20 protein-coding genes are annotated in these 20,974 nt (G+C 43.6%); 9 read left to right on the forward strand and 11 right to left on the reverse strand.

Going from position 1 to position 20,974, the window contains the following annotated elements:
* Positions 1 to 80: 80 nt before the first annotated feature.
* Positions 81 to 1,658, reverse strand: a complete 1,578-nt coding sequence (ahpF, locus tag IOD06_RS04565; RefSeq protein ID WP_194619415.1) for an alkyl hydroperoxide reductase subunit F — start codon at positions 1,656 to 1,658, stop codon at positions 81 to 83.
* Between the two features lie 488 nt (positions 1,659 to 2,146).
* On the opposite strand from ahpF, the gene IOD06_RS04570 reads away from it, so the two are divergent.
* Positions 2,147 to 2,395 carry a YdcH family protein gene (locus IOD06_RS04570; RefSeq protein ID WP_010201558.1) on the forward strand — a complete coding sequence of 83 codons (249 nt, stop codon included), beginning with the start codon at positions 2,147 to 2,149 and terminating at the stop codon, positions 2,393 to 2,395.
* A gap of 214 nt (positions 2,396 to 2,609) precedes the next feature.
* Positions 2,610 to 2,858 (forward strand): YdcH family protein, encoded by a 249-nt coding sequence (locus tag IOD06_RS04575; protein WP_189585550.1) that lies wholly within the window; start codon positions 2,610 to 2,612, stop codon positions 2,856 to 2,858.
* 175 nt (positions 2,859 to 3,033) lie between these two features.
* Here IOD06_RS04575 and ahpC read toward each other — a convergent pair whose 3' ends face one another.
* Positions 3,034 to 3,600, reverse strand: a complete 567-nt coding sequence (gene ahpC, locus IOD06_RS04580) for an alkyl hydroperoxide reductase subunit C (protein ID WP_010201562.1) — start codon at positions 3,598 to 3,600, stop codon at positions 3,034 to 3,036.
* Positions 3,601 to 3,877: 277 nt separating this feature from the next.
* Here ahpC and IOD06_RS04585 point away from each other — a divergent pair, with 277 nt between their 5' ends.
* Positions 3,878 to 4,786, forward strand: a complete 909-nt coding sequence (locus tag IOD06_RS04585) for a hydrogen peroxide-inducible genes activator (RefSeq protein ID WP_194619417.1) — start codon at positions 3,878 to 3,880, stop codon at positions 4,784 to 4,786.
* A 44-nt stretch (positions 4,787 to 4,830) separates the two neighbouring features.
* The gene (locus tag IOD06_RS04590) at positions 4,831 to 5,499 is read left to right on the forward strand and encodes a hypothetical protein (protein WP_194619419.1); all 669 of its coding nucleotides are present in this window, start codon (positions 4,831 to 4,833) and stop codon (positions 5,497 to 5,499) included.
* Here IOD06_RS04590 and IOD06_RS04595 read toward each other — a convergent pair.
* From IOD06_RS04595 to IOD06_RS04625, 7 genes are all read right to left on the reverse strand, one after another.
* Positions 5,480 to 6,082 (reverse strand): methyltransferase domain-containing protein, encoded by a 603-nt coding sequence (locus IOD06_RS04595; RefSeq protein WP_194619421.1) that lies wholly within the window; start codon positions 6,080 to 6,082, stop codon positions 5,480 to 5,482. The two genes, IOD06_RS04590 and IOD06_RS04595, sit on opposite strands and share 20 nt — an antisense overlap.
* Before the next feature lie 144 nt (positions 6,083 to 6,226).
* A complete protein-coding gene (locus tag IOD06_RS04600; protein WP_194619423.1) occupies positions 6,227 to 6,889 on the reverse strand; it encodes a M48 family metallopeptidase in 663 nt (220 codons plus the stop codon).
* Positions 6,890 to 6,911: 22 nt separating this feature from the next.
* Positions 6,912 to 8,513 carry a DUF1513 domain-containing protein gene (locus IOD06_RS04605; RefSeq protein ID WP_194619425.1) on the reverse strand — a complete coding sequence of 534 codons (1,602 nt, stop codon included), beginning with the start codon at positions 8,511 to 8,513 and terminating at the stop codon, positions 6,912 to 6,914.
* 3 nt (positions 8,514 to 8,516) lie between these two features.
* Complete coding sequence (locus IOD06_RS04610) at positions 8,517 to 9,665, reverse strand: imelysin family protein (RefSeq protein WP_194619428.1); 1,149 nt, start codon at positions 9,663 to 9,665, stop codon at positions 8,517 to 8,519.
* 41 nt (positions 9,666 to 9,706) lie between these two features.
* On the reverse strand, positions 9,707 to 11,362 hold the full coding sequence (locus IOD06_RS04615) for a di-heme oxidoredictase family protein (RefSeq protein ID WP_194619430.1): 1,656 nt from the start codon (positions 11,360 to 11,362) through the stop codon (positions 9,707 to 9,709).
* A gap of 445 nt (positions 11,363 to 11,807) precedes the next feature.
* A complete protein-coding gene (locus tag IOD06_RS04620) occupies positions 11,808 to 13,256 on the reverse strand; it encodes an imelysin family protein (protein WP_194619432.1) in 1,449 nt (482 codons plus the stop codon).
* Positions 13,257 to 13,545: 289 nt separating this feature from the next.
* Positions 13,546 to 14,202, reverse strand: a complete 657-nt coding sequence (locus tag IOD06_RS04625) for an OmpA family protein (protein WP_189585567.1) — start codon at positions 14,200 to 14,202, stop codon at positions 13,546 to 13,548.
* Positions 14,203 to 14,622: 420 nt separating this feature from the next.
* Here IOD06_RS04625 and IOD06_RS04630 point away from each other — a divergent pair, with 420 nt between their 5' ends.
* The 5 genes from IOD06_RS04630 to minE all read left to right on the forward strand — a co-directional run bounded on the left by IOD06_RS04630 (position 14,623) and on the right by minE (position 19,564).
* Positions 14,623 to 15,579, forward strand: a complete 957-nt coding sequence (locus tag IOD06_RS04630; protein ID WP_194619434.1) for an acyltransferase — start codon at positions 14,623 to 14,625, stop codon at positions 15,577 to 15,579.
* Positions 15,580 to 16,022: 443 nt separating this feature from the next.
* The gene (locus IOD06_RS04635; RefSeq protein WP_227669885.1) at positions 16,023 to 17,150 is read left to right on the forward strand and encodes a hypothetical protein; all 1,128 of its coding nucleotides are present in this window, start codon (positions 16,023 to 16,025) and stop codon (positions 17,148 to 17,150) included.
* Positions 17,151 to 17,261: 111 nt separating this feature from the next.
* Positions 17,262 to 18,098 (forward strand): septum site-determining protein MinC, encoded by an 837-nt coding sequence (gene minC, locus IOD06_RS04640; RefSeq protein ID WP_194619438.1) that lies wholly within the window; start codon positions 17,262 to 17,264, stop codon positions 18,096 to 18,098.
* A gap of 360 nt (positions 18,099 to 18,458) precedes the next feature.
* Entirely contained in the window at positions 18,459 to 19,271 is an 813-nt protein-coding gene (gene minD / locus IOD06_RS04645; protein WP_010201589.1) for a septum site-determining protein MinD, read from the forward strand.
* Between the two features lie 2 nt (positions 19,272 to 19,273).
* Complete coding sequence (minE, locus tag IOD06_RS04650) at positions 19,274 to 19,564, forward strand: cell division topological specificity factor MinE (protein WP_010201590.1); 291 nt, start codon at positions 19,274 to 19,276, stop codon at positions 19,562 to 19,564.
* 109 nt (positions 19,565 to 19,673) lie between these two features.
* Here minE and IOD06_RS04655 read toward each other — a convergent pair whose 3' ends face one another.
* Positions 19,674 to 20,201 carry a cytochrome b gene (locus tag IOD06_RS04655; protein WP_194619440.1) on the reverse strand — a complete coding sequence of 176 codons (528 nt, stop codon included), beginning with the start codon at positions 20,199 to 20,201 and terminating at the stop codon, positions 19,674 to 19,676.
* Positions 20,202 to 20,377: 176 nt separating this feature from the next.
* The gene (locus IOD06_RS04660) at positions 20,378 to 20,962 is read right to left on the reverse strand and encodes a hypothetical protein (RefSeq protein ID WP_194619442.1); all 585 of its coding nucleotides are present in this window, start codon (positions 20,960 to 20,962) and stop codon (positions 20,378 to 20,380) included.
* Positions 20,963 to 20,974 lie beyond the last annotated feature (12 nt).

Here is a 20,974-nt window from a genome sequence, read left to right on the forward strand (position 1 = left end):
TGAAGCAGCGTTTATATATACCCATAAAAAAACCACCTCAACCGAGGTGGCTTTTTATGCTTAAACTAAAACCGAATAACTTACTGCATAACCAAGTATTCAAACGCTGATAATGCTGCTTTACTACCCTCACCCATCGCGATGTTAATCTGCTTAAATGGCACAGTCGTGACGTCACCACAAGCAAAGATACCTTTGCGATCCGTACGGCAGCGCTCATCAATCTCAATTTCACCAAAGCGGTTTAAATCAACGAAGCCTTTGATAAATCCAGTATTGGGTACTAAACCAATCTGTACAAAGACACCGGACAAATCACGCTCATGGGTTTCACCTGTTTTGCGATCTTCAAAGACGATAGAGCTGACTTTACCATCAGTGGCCTTAATCTCTTTGGTCGCCGCCCCAGTGATGAACTCGATGTTTGATCTCTCTTTGGCTTTGTTGATCAATACCTGATCCGCTTTTAACTCATCAGCGAACTCAAGCACGGTTACATGCTTCACGATACCGGCAAGGTCTAACGCCGCTTCGACACCAGAGTTACCGCCACCGATGACAGAGATTTCTTTACCTTTAAAGAACGGGCCGTCACAGTGGGCACAGAAAGCCACGCCTTTACCAATATTCTCTTCTTCACCTGGTACACCAAGCTTGCGCCATTGGGCACCCGTCGCTAAGATAATACTGCGCGTCTCAAAAGTCTCACCCGTATTTAGATGAATACTATAGTTTTCATCGACAGTCTCGCCGATTTCTTTAACGCTGACGTGCTCTTTTAGCGTGATGTTGTATTCGCCTAAATGTTTGACGAAGTCTGCTGATAGATGTGTACCTGTCGTCAATGGTACAGAAATCAAGTTTTCGATATCTTGCGTATCTTTGACCTGTCCACCGATACGATCAGCGACCATGGTCACTTTTAGACCTTTACGCGCGGTATAAATGGCAGCAGCGACCCCAGCAGGACCAGCGCCAATGATAGTGACATCCTGTTGTTCTAATTGCTCAGCGTCATCTTCCACTTCTGACAACAAGTCAGGGAACTGCTCTTGCAATTTTCCAATCAACTTAGCCGTATCAATTAGTCCATTAGCAAACGGCTTACCGTTTAAAAATACCGCTGGAACTCCTTGGATGTTATTCGCTTCTACTTGCTCTTGGAATAATGCACCGTCGATCATCTCATTACTGATGTCGTCATTCAATAAGGCAAATTGATTCAACGCTTGCACGACTTCTGGGCAACTGTGGCAAGACAATGACACATAGGTCTGGAACTGTAACGGCTTATTAAAGCGTTTGACTAATTTTTGAATACCTTCGTCTAGTTTTAGCGTATGACCACCCGCTTGCAAGATTGCCAAGATAAGCGAGGTAAACTCATGACCACCAGGAATACCGCTAAAGACGATACCAGTGTCAGTCAACGCGTCATCAGCATGGCTGACGACTTTAAAACTAATCGCACTAGGCAAGCTCTCATCAATCGCTTCTGCATCAAAATTAATTTTGTCAGTCGTACCAGCGATTTTGGTTAAAAAGTCAATCAACTCTGCCCGCTTTTCATGCGTGCCATTACCTAAGACAAAGGTAATTGGACGGGTCATGTTTTCGCTATAGCTCTTGATGGCATCTAATAAACTTTGATCTATCATGTTTGTTCCTCATTATTATTTAATATGTAACGGCAACTAAGCGGTTGCACGTTTAAAGATGGAAAATCTGTAGTAAGTGATATCGTTTAAAGTGTTATTTGGATAAGGCTTTTGCCTTTTGATGTCCCTATTATCATAGGTTTCATAGATTTGAGCAAGCTGAGAAACCCAAACCTTATGTTTTATAAAACCAATCATTAATTGTAATTTATAATTAAATTTAAACTTATAAGAGGATTATTATCATAGTATCAAGATGATTTTTTCGCTACAATCGAATAAGAGCAATAGGAATAATTCCTGTTTCCTAGCGGAAGATTGGCTTTTATGCGTGCTTATCAAAGGCTATTTCTGCTTGTATTAAGCCTTATCACTATTGAGCGTAATAGTGGTTTGGTTGAGTAATAATCAAGTCTCACAATCATAAATCTTAACGACAATGCGCTGATGCTGATCGTTAGCTTGCGCTTCATAACAAGGATGACCAGATGAGAAAGACTGATACAAGGCTAGATAACAAAGAAATTATCGCTGAACTTAAGCAAAAAGACAGCCATTTTGCGAGTATTTTTGCTGAGCATACTCAGCTGGATGAGAAGATCAATTATCTCGAAAAGGATTTGATAAAACATAGCAGCTGTGACGATGAAATAGAACAAATGAAGCGTCGAAAACTACACCTTAAAGATGAAATTTATAAAATAATTGATAAAAACAAAACACAATCTCACGCTTAATGCTTCATTTATTAGGGGCGTGTCCTCATCTTTATCCTATCTGAGCACTTTCGTTCAGATTGAGGATACACCTCAAAATTACTGCTAAGAATTTCTTACATTTAGTTTTATAAATCTTAATTTTATAATCAACAAGTCTCACAATCATAATCTGTCTTAACCACAACGCGTCACTGCTTATGCTAAGCACACGCTAAATAACAAGGATGACAACATGACCATGACTGATAAATGGCAAGATCACAGCGACATCATCGATGAGCTCAAGCAAAAAGATGCGCACTTTGCGAGTATCTTCGATGAACATACTATACTGGACAGGCAAATTGATAAGCTTGAGAATGACGTGGTCAAACACGCCAGCCGCGATGAAGAAATCGAACAAATGAAACGGCGCAAGCTACAGCTCAAAGATGAGATTTACAAAACCATAGATAAGAATAAAGTACAATCTCAAGCGTAATCGCTTATTTATTATCGATAAATAAAACTAATAAAACTTTAAATTAAGATATAAAAAGACCCCATCAACGTAGGCTGATGGGGTCTTTACTTATAGCGCTGGTTCAAATTATAAAATAATAAAAACAGCGCCACGTTTCTCTAAATAGTTGGATAACTACTTAGGTTTTACTAACCTAGATCTTACCGACTAGGTCAAGACTTGGCTTCAATGTATCGCCGCCTTGTTCCCAAGCTGCTGGGCAAACTTCACCGTCGTTTTCACGGACATATTGTGCCGCTTTTACTTTACGCAGCATGTCTTTTGCGCTACGGCCAATACCGCCAGCATGAATCTCAGCAACCTGAATCAAACCGTCTGGATCGATTAAGAAAGTACCGCGCTCAGCTAGGCCTGCTTCTTCGATCATCACGTTAAAACCACGAGTGATTTTACCAGTAGGATCGCCGATCATTGGATAGTTTACTTTACCAATTGCGTCTGAAGAATCATGCCATGCTTTATGCGTGAAATGAGTGTCAGTCGATACTGAGTATACTTCTACGCCCAAACCTTGTAGCTCTTCGTAATGGTTTGCCATGTCTTCAAGCTCAGTTGGGCAAACAAAAGTAAAGTCAGCTGGGTAGAATAAGAAGATCGCCCAGTTACCTTTTACATCTTCTGAAGTGATGGTTTTGAACTCACCGTTTACATATGCATCTGCTGAAAATTCTGGGATTTCTTGATTGATAATAGACGCCATGATTGGCTCCTTTTTTGATTAAGTGTGATTAATTTAATGGTGCTTATTTATTTGATTGTTTCTGTTAAGCCTTGAACTATCTGGGCTACCTGACAAACTATACGCGAATTCTATGGTTAATCCAGTTAAAAGTTTTTAATGTGATGTTTTGTTTTATTAAACTTGTTAAACTATTCTATCTACTTCATGTCATCAGTGTGCTATCGGTAAATTTCGATAATGACCAAGATGCATAAGTATTGTCATTTGCGTGAAAAACAACCAAAAAAGAGGTCTTATGATTACCTTACGTCAACTTGAATTTGCCTTAGCAGTCGCTAAACACCGCCATTTCAAACGGGCAGCAGAAGATTGTAATATTTCGCAGTCTGCGCTGAGCTTAGGTATCGCAGAATTAGAAAAGCAACTAGACACACAGATTTTTGAGCGTAATAACAAACAAGTGCTTATCACTCCTATTGGGCAAGATATCCTGACGCGGGCGCAGCGTGTATTCTCTGAAGTGAGCGACTTGACCACCCGTGCGCACAGTCATCAAACGCCACTTGCCTACCCGATGACCGTGGGTATCATTCCAACGATTGCTCCTTACTTGCTGCCAAAAGTCCTGCCTACACTGCGAGCCAATTATCCAGAATTTCGTATGACCATCGTTGAGCAACAAACCGAACGCTTGCTTGAGCAAGTGCGTTACGGTCATATTGACACGGCAATCATTGCGCTACCCTATGCCGTAGACGGCTTGCACAGTTTTGAATTTTGGAGTGAAGACTTCTTCGCAGTATTCCCAAAAGACGATGTCCATGCCAAGCTTGACACCATTGATTCTGAGGAGCTCGCTACTGCCAATCTCATGCTGCTGGGTGAAGGACATTGCCTGACCGATCAGACGCTATCGGTTTGTCATTTTGATCGGGCGCAAATGAAATCGAGCTTTTCTGACGCTAGCTTAAACACGCTTATTCAGATGGCACTCGCTAATATGGGCACGACCTTAGTACCTGAGATGGCGCTGGATCAATTGCATCTGCAAAACCAAAATGCGGTCGCGGTGCCATTAGCAGAAAAAGGCCCACATCGCCACATCGCCTTTGTCACCCGTTTGAATTATGCTCGTGTCGACGATGTAAATTTACTGGGCAAGGTATTTAAACAGGCCTTTGAAGATGCAGCTCATAAGGATTGATTTGACCGTTAGAACAATCATGAACTAGGCGTTGTAGAATAGATATGAACGATGTTTCGCACGTAACGTCCGACCTTGGTCAGCATTTCGCCATGCACTTGTCTGCCATCGCTAATGATATTGATCGAGTAGAGGTAGAGATGCTTTGGCAAGCTGTCGCTACCCGTTATAACGAAGCCCATCGCGCTTATCACACCCTGCACCACCTTAAGCAGTTGTTTGCGCAGTTTGAGCAAGTTAAGCACAACCTTTATGAACCGCATATTATCGCTTTAGCGCTGTATTATCACGATGTGATATACGAGCCAACACGGGCAGATAATGAGTTAAAAAGTGCAGACTATGCGGTGGAAGCGTTACGGAAATATTTGAGCGCGGAACAATGCCAACATATCTATGCACTTATCATGATGACAGCTACTCATCAACTTGATGCATTAGCAGACGATGATAAGTGTAGTGATGCAGCATATTTACTAGATATGGATTTGAGCGTTTTGGGTGCTGTATGGTCTGAATATGAACCATATGCATCTGCGGTACGTAAAGAGTATGCACACGTGCCAGCTACCGATTACCGTATCGGACGAACAGCGGTGTTAAAAGGATTGTTGGCGCATCCAAGACTGTATCTGACCGATTATTACTTTGAACGATTAGAAGAGCAAGCGCGAGATAATATCAAGCGTGAGATTACTTCGCTTGCAGCTTGATAAATAACTCACTGCCTTGACGTGCAGAATGCGAGTTATAGCTGGCTTCCATAATCTCTATATCAAAATACTGCTCAAAACGCTGCTGATATTCATCTTTTGTGCCACCAAAAGGTGGTTCATCACGGCCAAAATTCACATTGAAAAGTAGGCCAACCAGCTTACCTTGCGGCTTCAATAGCGCTGCCATCTGCTCGATATATTCATCACGACGTGACGGATTTATCGCACAAAAAAACGTCTGCTCAAGCACCCAATCAAATTGATATTGCTCAGCTGATAAATTAAAAAAATCTGCGCAAATCAAGTGCGCCGCTGGGAAATCAGGATAGCGCTCTGCAAACGCATCAATCGGTGCAGGCGCAAAATCAACCAATGTGACATTGGTAAAACCCTGCTCGTGTAGATAGCCAACCTCATAGGCATTGCCTGCCCCTGGCACTAGAATAGCCTGATCTTTAGCAGACGCAGGCAGTTGATCGATGTAAGCTTTTAGCGGTGGTGACACCTGTCCCATATCCCACTGTATGCTACCAGTCTCATAACGCTGCTGCCAAAATTCGGCTTGATTGACGTTGTCCATATGACATCCCTGTATATACCATGCATCTACAATATACCTATCATTCTATTATTTGAATGATACGCTGTATACTGCGACGTGAGCGCTTATCATAGCAGGTATGTTAGGGTTAACGAATGCCTTTATATCATTTGTGTGAGGCGTTTAATCCAGCTGACCCGACTTGCCCGCTAGCATATCGTGCCACTGCTGATAATCTGGCATCGCTGCCGCTACCGTTTGCCAAAACGCCTTGCTGTGATTGGCATGATGCAAATGACACAGCTCATGGACAATGACGTATTCGGTGCATTCAATCGGGTAAGCGGGAAGATATACGGATAACCAAATTCGGCGCGCGCGTGTATTACAACTGCCCCAGCGCGTATGCATCTTCTTCAACCGCACTTCATTAGCAGTAGCACCGACTATCGGTTGCCACTTGTCAAATAAAGATGGATTTACTTCAGTAAGTTGTTGCCGATAATAAGCGATTTTTTCATCGTGATTTAGCCTCAATGATTGTTCGATGCCCCATAAGAGGACAGGACTATCCGAGGTTGACGCTTTGGGTTTCGGGGTTTGCTTGTGATGATAACGCGCTAATACTTGCGGATGGTTGTCTAGCGCCCATAATACGCGCTTGTCGACAGACTGAGCGATTTGGCTGGCGCTGATAGACATCGGTACAGAAACCATGAGCGCATAAGGCTTTAAGCGAAAATTGATATTTTTGACGCGCTTTTTGGTCACGTGCAGCACAATACCTGCTTGTGCCAGCTGTTGTCTGACCATATCTAATACGAGCGACGTACTCGGTTGCGGCATCGTGATGTCTCCCCTGTACCGCTTATGCTAAGACTGCCTGCAAATGATTGTCAAAAGACATATTATGTATTTGACTGTCCTGCACAATAATGTCGGCAGGATGCTTTGAATTTGATTCTGCTACATCCGATGTTTCTACTGATAGAGTATTGACACGTAGTCTGGTCAGTTTCCCGTGCCCATCGCTGACGATAAAGCCTGACGCTCCATGATTACTTTTGGTCTGACCAGATACCTGACCAGCGACTAACGAAGCGCCTGCACAATCCGGCAAACGTACAGCGTCAATCAGCATACGTGTGTTTAAATCATAAATCGCCGCACAGCCGCCAATTGGTGTGGTCACACATAACAGATTGCGCTCACTATCAACCGCCACACTGGCAATGTATTGATGGAAGCATTGCCATTGATTATTGGGCATAACCAATGGTTTAAAGTCAGGATCACCGCGATGATGGGTCAGCACTAACGGCACATTGATATGTTTTTCACCTTGGAATTGAATACCAATCATCACCGTGCCATCTTCATGTATGGCCAAATGACGCACACTCATCTGATTGTGTTCAGGAATAATTTGCTCAAGCAGCGTCCCATCATGACGACTCAAATAAGTCAACGATGGACGCATGGTATCGAGATTCAGCTCTTCACGAGAGGCTTGTTCCGTTTTGATACCGCCATTAGCGATGACCAGTGTCTCGCCATCTGAATGCATGATCAACTCATGTGGCCCAATACCATGCGAGTCAAATTCGGCTACTTTGCTATAATTATCATGAGCATCGTAGATACCAATTTTACCCGCCAAGCTTATCGTATCATTCTCAGTGACGTATAGCTTTGAGCCATCCAAACTGTAACAAGCATGCCCATAAAAATGGCGATTATCAGCCGCTTTTATAGCAAGCTTTACCTGTCCTGTCGCTGTGTCTAATACCCAAAAACTTTCACTGGGGCGGCGACCCAACACCACGACATCGCGTTGACGGTTATGAGTGTTTGATCTGTTTTGATTGTTTTGTCTATTAAGGATTGGCTGGACAACAATATCGTGGACACGCTCAGGCATGGTCGTTTGCCAAACGATTTGTCGGTCTGCATCGATACCAACCACCCCAAAGCCATTTTCATCATGATTGTTATCGTCATTTATCAATGATAGGTTTTTTGGCATGGATGCCACGCCACTGACCCAGCATACTGGACGCGCCAGCATAACGGTGCTATGCATTGCCGTCAGGTCGGTCACGGTATTTTTAGTATCATGATTTTTATCATCGATATCATCATGATAAGCCCGTTGCCACGCAGCAGTCGCTTGCTGATAGGCGTAGCGAAAACGGGTTAGCTGTGGCTTGGACGATGCTTGCAATGTATGCAGCTGAGAACGCACACCCGACACATAATCTTGCAACTTTGCTTCAGGCTGATGCTGCTTGCGATAGTGATGATGTATACCAACCAATGCCACCGTTCCCAATACGCTACCGAGCGTAGTCAAGGCCGACGTCACCAGCTGCTCATGATTTGAGCGCTTGTCTGCTGGTCTAGGCGTTGCTTTAGAGGACGCGCTATGAGATTTTGCTATCGCAGCTGTATGGGCTTCAGAGGTTTGCATGACTTAATCGCCATCATTGCTGTTAAAGCCAACACGGATGCCGAGGGTCGGAATCAATTGGCGTTTCAGCAGACGGGTAATGGTCGTAAAATGATCAAACAATTCTTGCTGTTTGGCTTTATCGGCAGTCGCTAAATCCTCTGGCATCTGCGCCAATAGCGTGGTGGTATCAGCCAGCTCGCTTGATAGACTTGCCGCAATAGCATTCTCATCATTGCTACCAAGAATGGCCGTCAATACTGGGTCAGTTAGCGTCTTATTCAAGGTAGCCAACTTAGCATTGATAATAGCGCGGCTTTGTCCAGCAGTAGCAGCTGGCAGATGTCCCTTGGCTTTACCTGTGAGACCTAATGGTTCATCAATAGCATTGGTCTTCATCGTCTCAATCAATGACAATAAAGCGTTAAACCACTGGTTCAAACCTTGATCGCTGTCAGCCGTTTTATCAATCGCCAGTAAAGTCGTGGCGTTCTGCTGCCAGTTACTTTCGATGTCTTTTAATCGCGTGCTTAATGCCGCGCTGGCGCTAACCACATAAGCACATTGAGCAGCATTCAAGCTGTCATTGGCAAATAGCGCCTCTTCCAGACCTGGTACGCCTTGCACAATAGCGCTCTCGTTAGCGAGCTGCTCTGGGGTTAGTTTTGGATTGGCGGCAATTAGGTCAGCCACACCACTGTGTACCAAGCCGCGCTCGTCAGGGTAATAATTGATGTACAAGTTGCTCATACTAGCAGTCGCAGGACCGAAGTTGATCATCTCAGCACTCGCCCATGCTTGCGCCAGTACCAACCACTGAGCACGCAATGCTTGCAATTCATCACCGCTGACAGGCGCTTGCTGACAATGCTTCTGCGCCAAATCATGTAACAAACCACTTTGCTTCGCTGCATCCGCATAAGCTGGAATGACAATGTCTTCAGCCACATGCGTCAGATAGGTTTTTTCGGTCTCCGCACTGATATCTATGGCGACTATCTGTTCGTCATTCGCGCTATCGGCGGCCGTACTGTTTGAGGCAGCGCCATCTTGCGCGACGGTTTGACTATCCACCTCTGCTGTTTTATTCTCATCGGCAGGCTTGACACAACTGATGAGTAATCCAGCACTCAGTGCCGATAACGCCATTGCTAATGCAGGATTTATTTTCATAAGTTTCTCGGTAATGGGATAAGTAGTAATTTATATCATTTTTATAATGACTTTAAGAAGGCGTTTAATTCAGCGCGTCCTTGCTTATCTAATTTCAACACTTTTTGGCGTTGTTTTTCTGCTTCACCGCCATGCCATAGCACTGCTTCCATCAGCGTGCGCGCGCGACCATCATGTAAAAAGGTCGCTTGTGGATCGACGGTTTGAGCCAGACCAATTCCCCACAATGCAGGAGTACGCCACTCGTATGAGTTGGCCAAAAACTCAACTTGCGCATCTTTTGCTGGTAGTTTACCCGCTATCGTGCGATCGGCAAGCGCATCGCCCATATCATGCAGCAGCAAATCTGTATAAGGATAAATGACTTGTCCATGCTGCTCAAGATGATCGTCATCGGTTTTTGGCAACTGATATCTTGGCGTATGGCAACTTTGACAACCCATATCATAAAAGCGTTTTTTACCAGCCAGTACCAGCTTATCATCGGCATTACGACGATGTGGCACCGCTAAATTCCGCGTATAAAACTCTACAAACTTGGCTATTTCATCATTCACTTCGACGGGCGGCTTACCATTACCTTGCTCATCAGCGCCAGTAGTCGCGTTAATACAAGCGGTTTGGCTCGGCATGCAGGACTCATGAGGACGAATGTTTGAGGTCAGCCCCATATCTTCATTAAAGGCACTTTGGTTTTGTGTAATCAGCTTGGTTTGACCGGCTTTCCAACCAAAACGACCAAGCGCATGCTTGCCAGTTTGTGGATCCATCACCCAGTTAAACTTGCCACTGATGTCGCTAGTACTATTGTTATTGACCGCTTGTTTTTTAATATCATCGTCAGGTATTTGTTCTAAGAGCCCAAGCCCAATCATTGGTAAAGCCACTCGCGGTGATACCATCATTTCATTATCAAACGCCCCATAGCCGGGTTTGGTCAACTTAAAGCTAGGCGCACGTAGGGTTTCGACATAACCATCGGCAAAGGTAACTGGCATATCGGTCCACTGTACCGCAATTCGCGCTTCGGCTGGTACACCCTGAATACCGCGATCTTGTAGCTGACCGCCATACATAGGATGCACCACTTTTTCGATCAGGGAATCCTGCAATTGCTGACGCTGCTCATCCGTTGTCGCTGGCATAGACAGACGTATTAATAAACTATCAGCATCGTCCTTGCTGCTCATCGGCGCGTGACCACGACCATCTTTGACATGGCATGATTGGCAGGCAGCGACATTGAATAACGCGCCAAGACCGTCACGGCTGTCCGTGCTAGCAGGGGCAATCACCCACGGTTGTTGAAAGAACGCATTACCAATAAAAAAAGAACCTTTGCGTAAGGCGGTGAGATTTGATGAAGGTTTTGAGTAACTCTCAGCACTGGTAATACTAATACCGCTATCACCGCCTTGCTTAATCTCTTGCGGGTCAAAAGAGGCAAGCTGCTGCATGGGCACCCCAGCCAGCGCTTCGATATTTTGACTGCGTTCAGCAGACAAGGCTTTATCCTGATCCTGCTTATCAGCATTGACGTCATTCTTATTAGCGGATGAGCTGTCAGTGGGCTGACAAGACGTAAGTGACAAGACGCAGAGAGCACTAATCGCAAGCTTTAACGGTGTATTTTTAGACAATAAAGAGGTATGAAGAGACATAGATAGTTTGTCTTTCGTGGCAGAAATGGCGTTCATAAGCATTGCCTTAGCGCTAGTATAGAACCATCAAAATCGCGCACCATAACAATATGTCGTTACAGTCAACAGGGTACAACTGTAAGAAAGCTGGCTGGTAGCGTTATTTTAATAGGGCATAAAAAAACACATTGCCAACCGAGATTGACAACGTGTGTATTATACATAAATTACTTTCTTATGAAAATAATTCTCATTCACTTATAACGACTTATCAGGCATTATAAATGAATACAACTGACGCTAGGGCGTGTCTTCAATTCAATCGATAATCATCTGAATGGGCTAAAAATGGCTAAATCTTGCCAAACATCGTCAAATAGCTGGTTAATATCCCGATATTAACCAGCTATTTTTCTTGTTTGACGGCAATTTATCTCATTTTTATCACCATTTTTGAAATGAAGACACGCCCTAGTAAGCGTATAAACAGCCTAGCTTAAAACTATGAACCCGCATCAGCATCGAGATTATCAATACCAGCCGCTTTTGCCGCGCTTTCGATACCAGTCGTCAATTCCTGCAAGCTGGTAATGGCAGTCTCGATCCAACCACGACGAGCATTTTGCTCTTCAGCAGAGATACCTTGTTTGCTTGCTTGACCAACGGTCGCGATCATTTGATCAATCTTAATACCTTCTTTTTCGCCTTTTTCAACGATGATATTAAAATCACTTTCTACTTTACTAAAGTCAGCAGCCAGCTTATCAGCAACATCCTGATGACCCGTATCAATCAGGTAGTTCTTCACGCCATAGCCACCAACGGTTTTATCCGCGAGGGTTTTGTAGCTGCCATTAAAGACATTCTGAATACCGCGAGCATTATTGGCGTAGCTAAGATGGGTCAAGTCACTAAAGCATTCGTGTTCGTCTTCGGTAGAGCCCGTGACGAAGGCGACCTGCATACGCTGAGAGGCCAACTCGCCAAATGCCAAGCTGCCCATCTGATACATAATCTGGCGCAGGCCATTATTATCTTTGCGCGCTATCATATCGCTGCGTAAGGTATGCTCACTGTCAGGCTGCCACTGGGCTTCCATCGCGGTCAAATCATCAACCAATAACTGCGCAGCGGCTTTTAAGAATTCGCCACGACGCTCACAAATGCTTGCATCGGTATTGGCGCCTTCACCACTAGTACATTCGCCATCGGTGGTATTGTAATCGCTAATCGGACGGTTGCCCGCACCCTCACCAACGCCGTTGATATCTTGTCCCCATAGCATAAACTCAATCGCATGATAGCCGGTCGTCACGTTGGCTTCGCTACCACCGATTTCATTCATGTCTGCTAATAGTTGCGGCGTAATCGTGCTGGTATCTTGCTTAATGCTACCGACGGCAATGCTATCACTATTGATGATATTGTCTTGACTGTTATATTCACCTTCATAGTCGTCGCTGACGTAATCAATGAGCGCTTCATCGAGCGGCCATGCATTGACCTGTCCTTCCCAGCCATCGACGCTACCAATCTCACGCTTGTCATCAGCGCTCACAAATGCTTCATCAAAACGAAATACTTCAGTCTGTGAGTAAGGCTGACGCGCCGCTTTATAGGCAGCTTTTGCCGCTTCAAGGTTCGCTTCAGTTGGCGCATCTACATAAGCATTCACTGCTGTCTGCAAAGTCTTTGCGGTGTCTAATGAATCTTTATAGGCAGCATGAGCCATATTTACATAGCTAAGTGCCAAGCGATCGATATTGGCTTGCTCGGCGCCTGATGTGATTTTATTATTGGCAGCGTCTGTATTTTGTATTTCTGTTTGTGCATCAGTGGCGGTATCGTCATTGGCTTGCTTGGTACAACCCGATACCAGCAGTATCCCTGCAAGCGCAGCGGCTAAAGTAGTCGGTAAAATTTTACGGCTCGTCACTGTGGTCATATTCATACACGTCCTCGATGAGATACATTATAAAAAAAGGCAAGTACAGTAAATGACTGATGTATAGGGTCATAGCTGCTAAACACTGTCATCACTATTGCTGAAATATTCAAATATTTGCGAATTATAATGTTATTGATAACTATTATCAAATATAATTTAAGGATTGGGTCTTACCGTTGATCAAAAGCTGCCTTATCAAATTCTAAGCCCAAAAAAAGGCCAGCGTATTGCTGACCTTTTTTGCACTATTCTTACTGTAAGCGACTAAAATAGATGGTTATCAAACCATTTATTAGTTTACGCTTTGTGGCGAGTTAATGGTTAGCTCAACACGGCGGTTTTGCTGACGACCATAATCAGTGTTGTTATCAGCTACTGGGCGTGATTCGCCATAAGCAACAACGTTGACACGGTTAGAAGCAACACCACGAGCAGTTAGATAATTAGCCACTGAGTAAGCACGATCACGTGATAGACCCATGTTATATGACGTTGAACCTTTACTATCGGTATGACCAGCAATGTTAACTGATGTTTTGTTGTACTGGTTCATCGTTGAAGCAAGTTTATCAAGTGTTGGCTTGAACGATGAGCTCAATGTAGCATCATCGAATGAGAAGGTGATGCTGCCTGGCATAACTAAGTCAATGTTACCAGTCGTTGGATTTTGCTCAACCGTTACGCCTGTACCAGCCATCTGTTGCTCAAGCTGCTTAGCTTGACGCTCCATGTAATAACCAACACCAGCGCCCAATGCGGCACCAATAGCTGCATCACGGCCAGTTTTGTCGCCACCAGTTGCTTTAGAGATGGTTGCACCACCTAAAGCACCTGCCAATGTACCAATAGCAGTTTTGTTCAAGCGCTGTTGTCCAGTGTTTGGATCAGTAGCACAACCACTAAGTGCTAAACCAGATGCGACTGCGGCAATCATTAATGTATTACGCATAATATTTCCTCTTAAGTATTAAATTAAAATTGTGCTTTGTTAAGCTGTGCTTTTTATAAAGATTATTTATGAATCTTATTTAGGTGCTTACTTTCGTTCGTTATTATTATGGCAATTACTATCTATTTATGTGTAATATTTTGTCACATCTATGTATGAGAAGTGCAGGAGGGTTTGCACTCTTCTCCTTTGTATTATCCATCTCTGCTAGGCCAGACATGGCAAGTCACGTTTACAGTCGTACACTATGAATAATTTCTGTTAAAATCATGCAATAAAGTTGACCGTGAAGCAGCGCTAATAACACCACTAAACATATAGCGCGATTTCAACCCTATAAAACCGCCAAAAATTTTGCAAATAACGACTTCAGAAATGGAGTGTTTATATATCAACAATATCGATAGACAGGGATTAAACATGCGCCTGACCTCTACTATTCAAAAAATACATCAACGCGCCCCAAAATTGGGCAAGGCAGTTTCGCTGACTACAGCAGCCGGTGTCATCGCGGCCAATAGCTTTGGTTATAGTATCCCGCTATGGCTAATGGGCGCGACCAAGATGATTACTGGAGCACCCATTGCGGATAAAACCGTGATAAAAATTGCTGCCCACTGGATTAGTAGTAATAACGCCTTGATCGATAATATGTTGCCACGTAAAGATTGGCGTATCAACTTACCCGATGACGTCCATATGGCCGGTAAATACCTGCTGGTTAGCAATCATCAGTCATGGGTCGATACCAGTATCGTGCAATATATTGGTGAACAGCGCCTGCCCCTCACCCGATTTTTTACCAAGTTTGAGCTGATTTACATCCCAATTGTTGGTCAAGCCTTTTATTTTTTAGACTTCCCAATGATGCGCCGCCATCCTAAAGAAAAGGTTGCCAAAAACCCTGCATTAAAGGGCAAAGACATTGAAGAAGCCAAGCGTGCCTGCGCGTTATTAAAAGATAAACCGTTCACCTTATTAAACTACTTAGAAGGCACTCGCTTCACACAAGAGAAACATGCCAAACAAGGCTCACCTTATACGCATTTACTGAAACCGCGTGCGGGTGGCTTGGCGCTGGCTATCAATGCCTTAGGGGATGACATCGATGGTATTTTGGATATGACCATTGTTTATCCGGATGGCGTGCCAACCTATGGTGATCTATGGAAAGGCAATATCAGACGCTTGGGCGTTGACGTTCGGTATATTAAAATACCTGACGAATTGTTTGCTGGTATCAAAAATGGTGGCTATGAAGAGGATGAAGCAATAAAGGCTAAAATGTTTGATTGGGTTGAACAGATATGGTGTCAAAAAGATGACCTTATTACCACCATGCTTGCTGACTTTGCAGATAACCCGCAGAGAAAATAGACCGAACGATAAATTATTTTTTTCAGTAAATCTGCAAATCACAATGTTGCTATAATTTTTATGCTGCAATATAAACACTAAAAGCTGGCTAGGACGTGTCCTCATTTTGAAAATGGTGATAAAAATGAGATAAATGGCAGCTAAACAAGGAAAGTAGTACATATAATATCGAGATATGAGCAAGCTACTTGACGCAGTTTGGCAAATATTTAGCCATTTTTAACCCGTTTACAGTTTACTGTTCAGATTGAGGACACGCCCTAATATCAGGTTTTACTCAATTGATATAAAATACCAAATTATAATGGTTGATGGGTTGTTTTTTGATGGCATTCATTGATAATGTGAATAGTCATTAAAACGCTCGCTTACTCAGTTGTAATATCATCATTGACCCTGTCTACTGATGACATTATTTCTTATGCCATTTCTTACTAAAAGGTATGACTGTGCCCGCCTCTCCTACTAAAAGCTCGCCAATAGCCGCAGCAATGCCAAATGAGTCATCGAACTTAGCAAGCAGTCAATCTCCGAGCACGCAACCTTCAAGCGAGCAGTCACCACAGTCAAATCGTCCCAAACCAAGTCGCTTTAAACTGACTTATGACATTTTGATGATTGTTGCTATTAGTATTGATCTCTTATTGATTAGCATAGATGCCATCTTGATGAGTAACTTTAGTAGCAATGTTGCAGGGTGGCTGACACTGAGTGATGCGCTTAACTGGTATCAAGGCACTTTGCATGATCCGTTGCGTACGGCAGGTGGGTTTTTCACCATATTCTTAGTCGTCGAGCTATTATTACGCTGGGCAATTGCCATTAAAGAAAAAGTTTATTATCGCTGGTTCTTTTTTCCGTTTGTCCACTGGTATGAGGTGTTGGGCTGTTTTCCGCAGCTACGCGCGCTACGGTTATTTCGAGTAGTGGTTATCGGCCGCCGACTCTACCAGCTTGGCTATCAAGTACTACCGCAGTCGTGGATTGACCGTATCAAGTTCTATATTGATCTGCTACTAGAAGAGTTGTCAGATCGTGTCATTTTGACTGCAATCGATAATTTTCGTGTGCAGCTTACCGACACCAAAACGCACAAATCATTGATCGAATCAACGATTGCTCGCAACCGTCATGAGATTGAAACAGCATTACTTTCGCTACTACGCACAGAGCTGGCGCCAAAACTGCAAGCGCTGACGGCCTCACCAGGAGGCAATAACATGCTAGCTGGTGCGATGGGCGAAGCGATTAAAGAAGGTTTGGCCAATACGCCAGAGTTACGTCGCTACTTGCGCATGATACCCATCGCTGGTGGCTTGATTGAGTCGCAATTGCAGCATGTGGGACACAATATTGGCGAAAATGTGGTCATTGCTTTAAACGAGCGTCTCCTTGATGCTGAACGTCTTGATGCATTGATGGTCGCTATTGCCAGCGGTGTGGCACAAATCGATACCAACAACACCGCGCTGGATACTTTAATTTCTAGCATTATTGAGGACAGTTTGACAGCATTTGAAGCACAAATAAAAGTGCAGCAATGGAAGCACCAAGATATGCTTAACTTATAACATTTTTGCTAAAAATGGCTACTAAATAACCAGCACCTAAGTAAATAACCACTAAATAATAATAAATATAGTACGCATGCAGCCATACGATATTTTTTGAGGATCAATCTTATGACGATTTTAGATAACGACAACAGCAGCCCAACCCCGAGTGCTACGCCTGCTCTCGCCTTTTACGGTAAGATGCTCACCTTTTCGCGCTTACAGTTCAGTACGGATGACTTGAGCGCTATCGAGGCTCAGCTTGCTGAAACGCTTAGCAACAAATCCAGCAATATCCCTATCCTCATTGATAGCGAGGTCGAACAAGATCTGTCTGCATTGGTAGAGCTGTTATGGTCATGGGGACTGCAACCTATCGGTGTCGTGACAGGTGTGTTAGATGCACAAGCACGTGAGCAGCGATTGGCGATATTTCCTGCCGACGGCAAACGTATCGAGCGTATTCTACCCAGTAAAAAAGCCACTGCTCAAGTCAATAAAGCGTCAGAAGCCAAAAGTACAGAGTCGACCAGCACGAATGACGTAGCGTCTGAACCTGCACTTGAGACAGCGGCCGAGACGACCATCGCCAATATTCCAGCAGAAACCTTGGTAAGCGCTGAACATATCACCAGCCTCATCTATGATCAAATGCTACGTTCAGGACAGAGCCTTAACCACGTCGGTGGGGATTTGATTTTGACCAACAGTGTCAACAGTGGCGCTGAAGCGATTACTGACAACAGCTTGCATGTCTACGGCCGCGCCCAAGGTCGTTTGGTCGCAGGAGCAACAGGCGACAAAGATGCTCGTATTTTTTGTCAGGTCTTTAACCCGTCATTGGTGTCAGTCGCAGGCACTTACTGCCTACGAGACAATTTACCGGAACACGTAATCGACAAACCAGTACAAGTACGCTTTATAGAAGGTCAAGGTTTGGTATTTACCGTAATGGATGATGCTTAGTTAGACGGCTGATTTGTCGAATTTTATATATAAATCTTAAAGGCATTTGCTGTAGTGCTAAGAAAGTAATGGCTAAATATCTTACTTAATATTTCGGTAAGTTTGGTTAACAAAACTGTCTCAAGACAAATAATTTACTCTGCCACTATGTAACCTATCTATCAGTGCTAATACCTATAGGCAGGAGCACTTAACGCAGATAATCGTTGTTTTTCGCTTTAGTGCAGACTTGCTATAAATTTTTGTTTATTTATGCTAGGCTTACGCTCGCAGCGCATATATTACATGTGAATAATAAGCATAAGAGAATGCGCTATTTTATTTAATAGATATCCCATTGATTCATAGGAGTGTGCCATTGTGGCGAAGATTGTTGTAATCACTTCAGGTAAAGGCGGTGTGGGCAAAACCACCACTAGTGCCTCTTTTGCCGCCGGTTTGGCGTTGCGTGGCTATAAGACAGTTGTTATCGATTTTGATGTAGGTCTACGTAATCTAGACTTGATCATGGGCTGTGAAAATCGAATTGTTTATGACTTTGTAGACGTCATCAGCGGTAACGCGCGCTTGTCACAAGCACTGGTCAAAGACAAACAGCTTGAGAACTTATACATCCTACCTGCCAGTCAGACGCGGGACAAAGATGCGCTGACAGACGAAGGGGTGTCCGAAGTAATGGCTGAGCTGTCTAAGCAGTTCGACTATATCATTTGTGATTCGCCTGCTGGTATCGAGCGCGGTGCCCAGTTAGCGATGTATCATGCTGATGAAGCGATCATCGTGACCAACCCTGAGATCTCTTCAGTACGTGACTCGGATCGTATTATCGGTATCTTACAAAGCCGTACCAAAAAGATCGAAGAGAACCAAGGTTCTATCCGTGAGCATTTGGTTATCACTCGCTACAATGCCGAACGTGCGGCAGCGAATGAGATGATGGATATCGATACCATCTCTAACGATATCCTAAAAGTACCTTTACTTGGTGTTATCCCTGAAAGCCATTCAGTGCTTGAGGCATCTAACCACGGTGAACCAGTTATTCACTATACCGACTCCATCGCTGGTCAATGTTATGATGACATTGTCGCCCGTTTCTTAGGCGAAGAGCGGCCGTTACGTCATATTGACGTGAAGAAAAAGAGTTTATTACAGCGCTGGTTTGGGGGTTAATGATGAGTAAGAAAAAAGGATTTTGGAGCAATTTATTTGGTACTGATGACAGCAGCAATGTCGGCAGTGCTAATTTAGCCACTGAGCGTCTCAAGGTTATCGTTGCGAGTGAAAATCGCTTAAACAACCGCTTAACAGCGGATCGTATCGAAAAAATGAAACGTGAAATACTAGAAGTGGTAAATAAGTACGTCAATGGCGTGCAAATTGATGATGTGAATATCAATCATCGTTCTGAAGACAGCTTAGATGTGCTAGAGATGAATATCAACTTACCTGAGCATAAAAAATAAACTGTTCAAAAGCATATAGAAAAAGCGCTCTAGTTAAGCCCTAATCTAAAAAAGCCCTCAGTAAAATACTGAGGGCTTTTTTGTGGACGCATACTTTCTAGATTAGTCGTTACTTTATACGTGCGATCAAATTGTCTTTTTTGACAAACTGATGATACAAAGCTGCACCAATATGCAATACAGTAAAGGCAATAATCATGGGCCAGATAATATCAGCGTGTAAATCATTATAATAACGCGCTAAACCTCTATCTGGGATGACAAAGACGGGAATCTGAAATAAACCAAATATATCTACCTGTCGACCCCCATAGACTGACATCAGCAAGCCAGCTAACGGCATCGCGATTAGCAAAGCATATAGCGCAAAGTGCGACAACTTTGACATCAACAGCTGCCACTTAGGCATCGGTAACGCTGGTGGTACTTTGGTAAAGACGCGATTGATAACTCGCGCTATCATCCAACACAACAAGCTTATACCAAAGGCCTTGTGTAGCCCAATATAGAGATTGTCATTAAGATTTTGGTATAACAGCATCATGAGCCACGTTACCAGCAATAAAACCGCACTGATCCAGTGAAATAAGCGGCTAGCGATTGACCACTTTGAAACATTCGCATCGATATTATTCATAGGCTGCTCTACTCACTCTAACCAACATTTATAGATAAAGACAATAACAGGCGGCACAGTCATTGTGGCTAGGTTAGTCTTGACGATGTTACTGGTCACTATCATTAGTCGTGATCATTAGTCATGATTAAGACTAATGAATTGCTATTCACTATAGGCCACACTTACTAAAAAAGCTAGCTGTCTAAATCAACCAATTGATGCGCAATTTTATCCAAATCAGGCACCAAGTAGAGAATGTTATCGATAATTACGGTTTGAAACAAGTAGGATTCTACAACGTTTTCTTGAAAGCGTTCTTTGACGTAGTCGATTTCGCTATCTGTCAGATTTTTGCCAGTCGCTTGAACCGTTTCACTATCGCTATTTTTCGTTTTTTGGGCGACGCTATAATTGATATTCGCATTGCTCGTATACTGTTCAGGAAGCTCAATATCCTTAACGTCAGAGATACGTACTTGTAGATGGCGCAGTTCACCGACAGTCTGTAATGCTATGCGATGGGCAGCCGTATTACCCTCTAATACGATGATCTTTTCTGGCGTTTGCCCACTGGATAGCAAATGGAATACAGCGACTTCTTGTTGTTGCCACAGATAAGTCCAAATATGCTCATCAAAGTCATCCACACTCAAAATCAGGCTGCTCGGAATAATCCAATCAGGCTGATTAAATGCTGGAACGATAGTGACATCTAGCATACCATTGTTCGTGGTTAGCAAGCTTACTGCCTCAAACGAATGTTTCAGAATTTGTTTCATACGTCGCTCACA

It is taken from the genome of Psychrobacter sp. N25K4-3-2 (assembly GCF_015351755.1).
Classification (GTDB): Bacteria; Pseudomonadota; Gammaproteobacteria; order Pseudomonadales; family Moraxellaceae; genus Psychrobacter; species Psychrobacter glaciei.

Coding starts and splice junctions, on each gene's coding strand:
- IOD06_RS04610 (WP_194619428.1), bottom strand. CDS start 9,665: ATGAAAATAAATCCTGCATTAGCAATGGCGTTATCGGCACTGAGTGCT.
- IOD06_RS04590 (WP_194619419.1), top strand. CDS start 4,831: ATGAACGATGTTTCGCACGTAACGTCCGACCTTGGTCAGCATTTCGCC.
- IOD06_RS04595 (WP_194619421.1), bottom strand. CDS start 6,082: ATGGACAACGTCAATCAAGCCGAATTTTGGCAGCAGCGTTATGAGACT.
- minC (WP_194619438.1), top strand. CDS start 17,262: ATGACGATTTTAGATAACGACAACAGCAGCCCAACCCCGAGTGCTACG.
- IOD06_RS04635 (WP_227669885.1), top strand. CDS start 16,023: ATGACTGTGCCCGCCTCTCCTACTAAAAGCTCGCCAATAGCCGCAGCA.
- IOD06_RS04630 (WP_194619434.1), top strand. CDS start 14,623: ATGCGCCTGACCTCTACTATTCAAAAAATACATCAACGCGCCCCAAAA.
- ahpF (WP_194619415.1), bottom strand. CDS start 1,658: ATGATAGATCAAAGTTTATTAGATGCCATCAAGAGCTATAGCGAAAAC.
- IOD06_RS04585 (WP_194619417.1), top strand. CDS start 3,878: ATGATTACCTTACGTCAACTTGAATTTGCCTTAGCAGTCGCTAAACAC.
- ahpC (WP_010201562.1), bottom strand. CDS start 3,600: ATGGCGTCTATTATCAATCAAGAAATCCCAGAATTTTCAGCAGATGCA.
- IOD06_RS04660 (WP_194619442.1), bottom strand. CDS start 20,962: ATGAAACAAATTCTGAAACATTCGTTTGAGGCAGTAAGCTTGCTAACC.
- IOD06_RS04600 (WP_194619423.1), bottom strand. CDS start 6,889: ATGCCGCAACCGAGTACGTCGCTCGTATTAGATATGGTCAGACAACAG.
- IOD06_RS04570 (WP_010201558.1), top strand. CDS start 2,147: ATGAGAAAGACTGATACAAGGCTAGATAACAAAGAAATTATCGCTGAA.
- IOD06_RS04655 (WP_194619440.1), bottom strand. CDS start 20,201: ATGAATAATATCGATGCGAATGTTTCAAAGTGGTCAATCGCTAGCCGC.
- IOD06_RS04625 (WP_189585567.1), bottom strand. CDS start 14,202: ATGCGTAATACATTAATGATTGCCGCAGTCGCATCTGGTTTAGCACTT.
- IOD06_RS04605 (WP_194619425.1), bottom strand. CDS start 8,513: ATGCAAACCTCTGAAGCCCATACAGCTGCGATAGCAAAATCTCATAGC.
- IOD06_RS04615 (WP_194619430.1), bottom strand. CDS start 11,362: ATGAACGCCATTTCTGCCACGAAAGACAAACTATCTATGTCTCTTCAT.
- minE (WP_010201590.1), top strand. CDS start 19,274: ATGAGTAAGAAAAAAGGATTTTGGAGCAATTTATTTGGTACTGATGAC.
- IOD06_RS04620 (WP_194619432.1), bottom strand. CDS start 13,256: ATGAATATGACCACAGTGACGAGCCGTAAAATTTTACCGACTACTTTA.
- IOD06_RS04575 (WP_189585550.1), top strand. CDS start 2,610: ATGACCATGACTGATAAATGGCAAGATCACAGCGACATCATCGATGAG.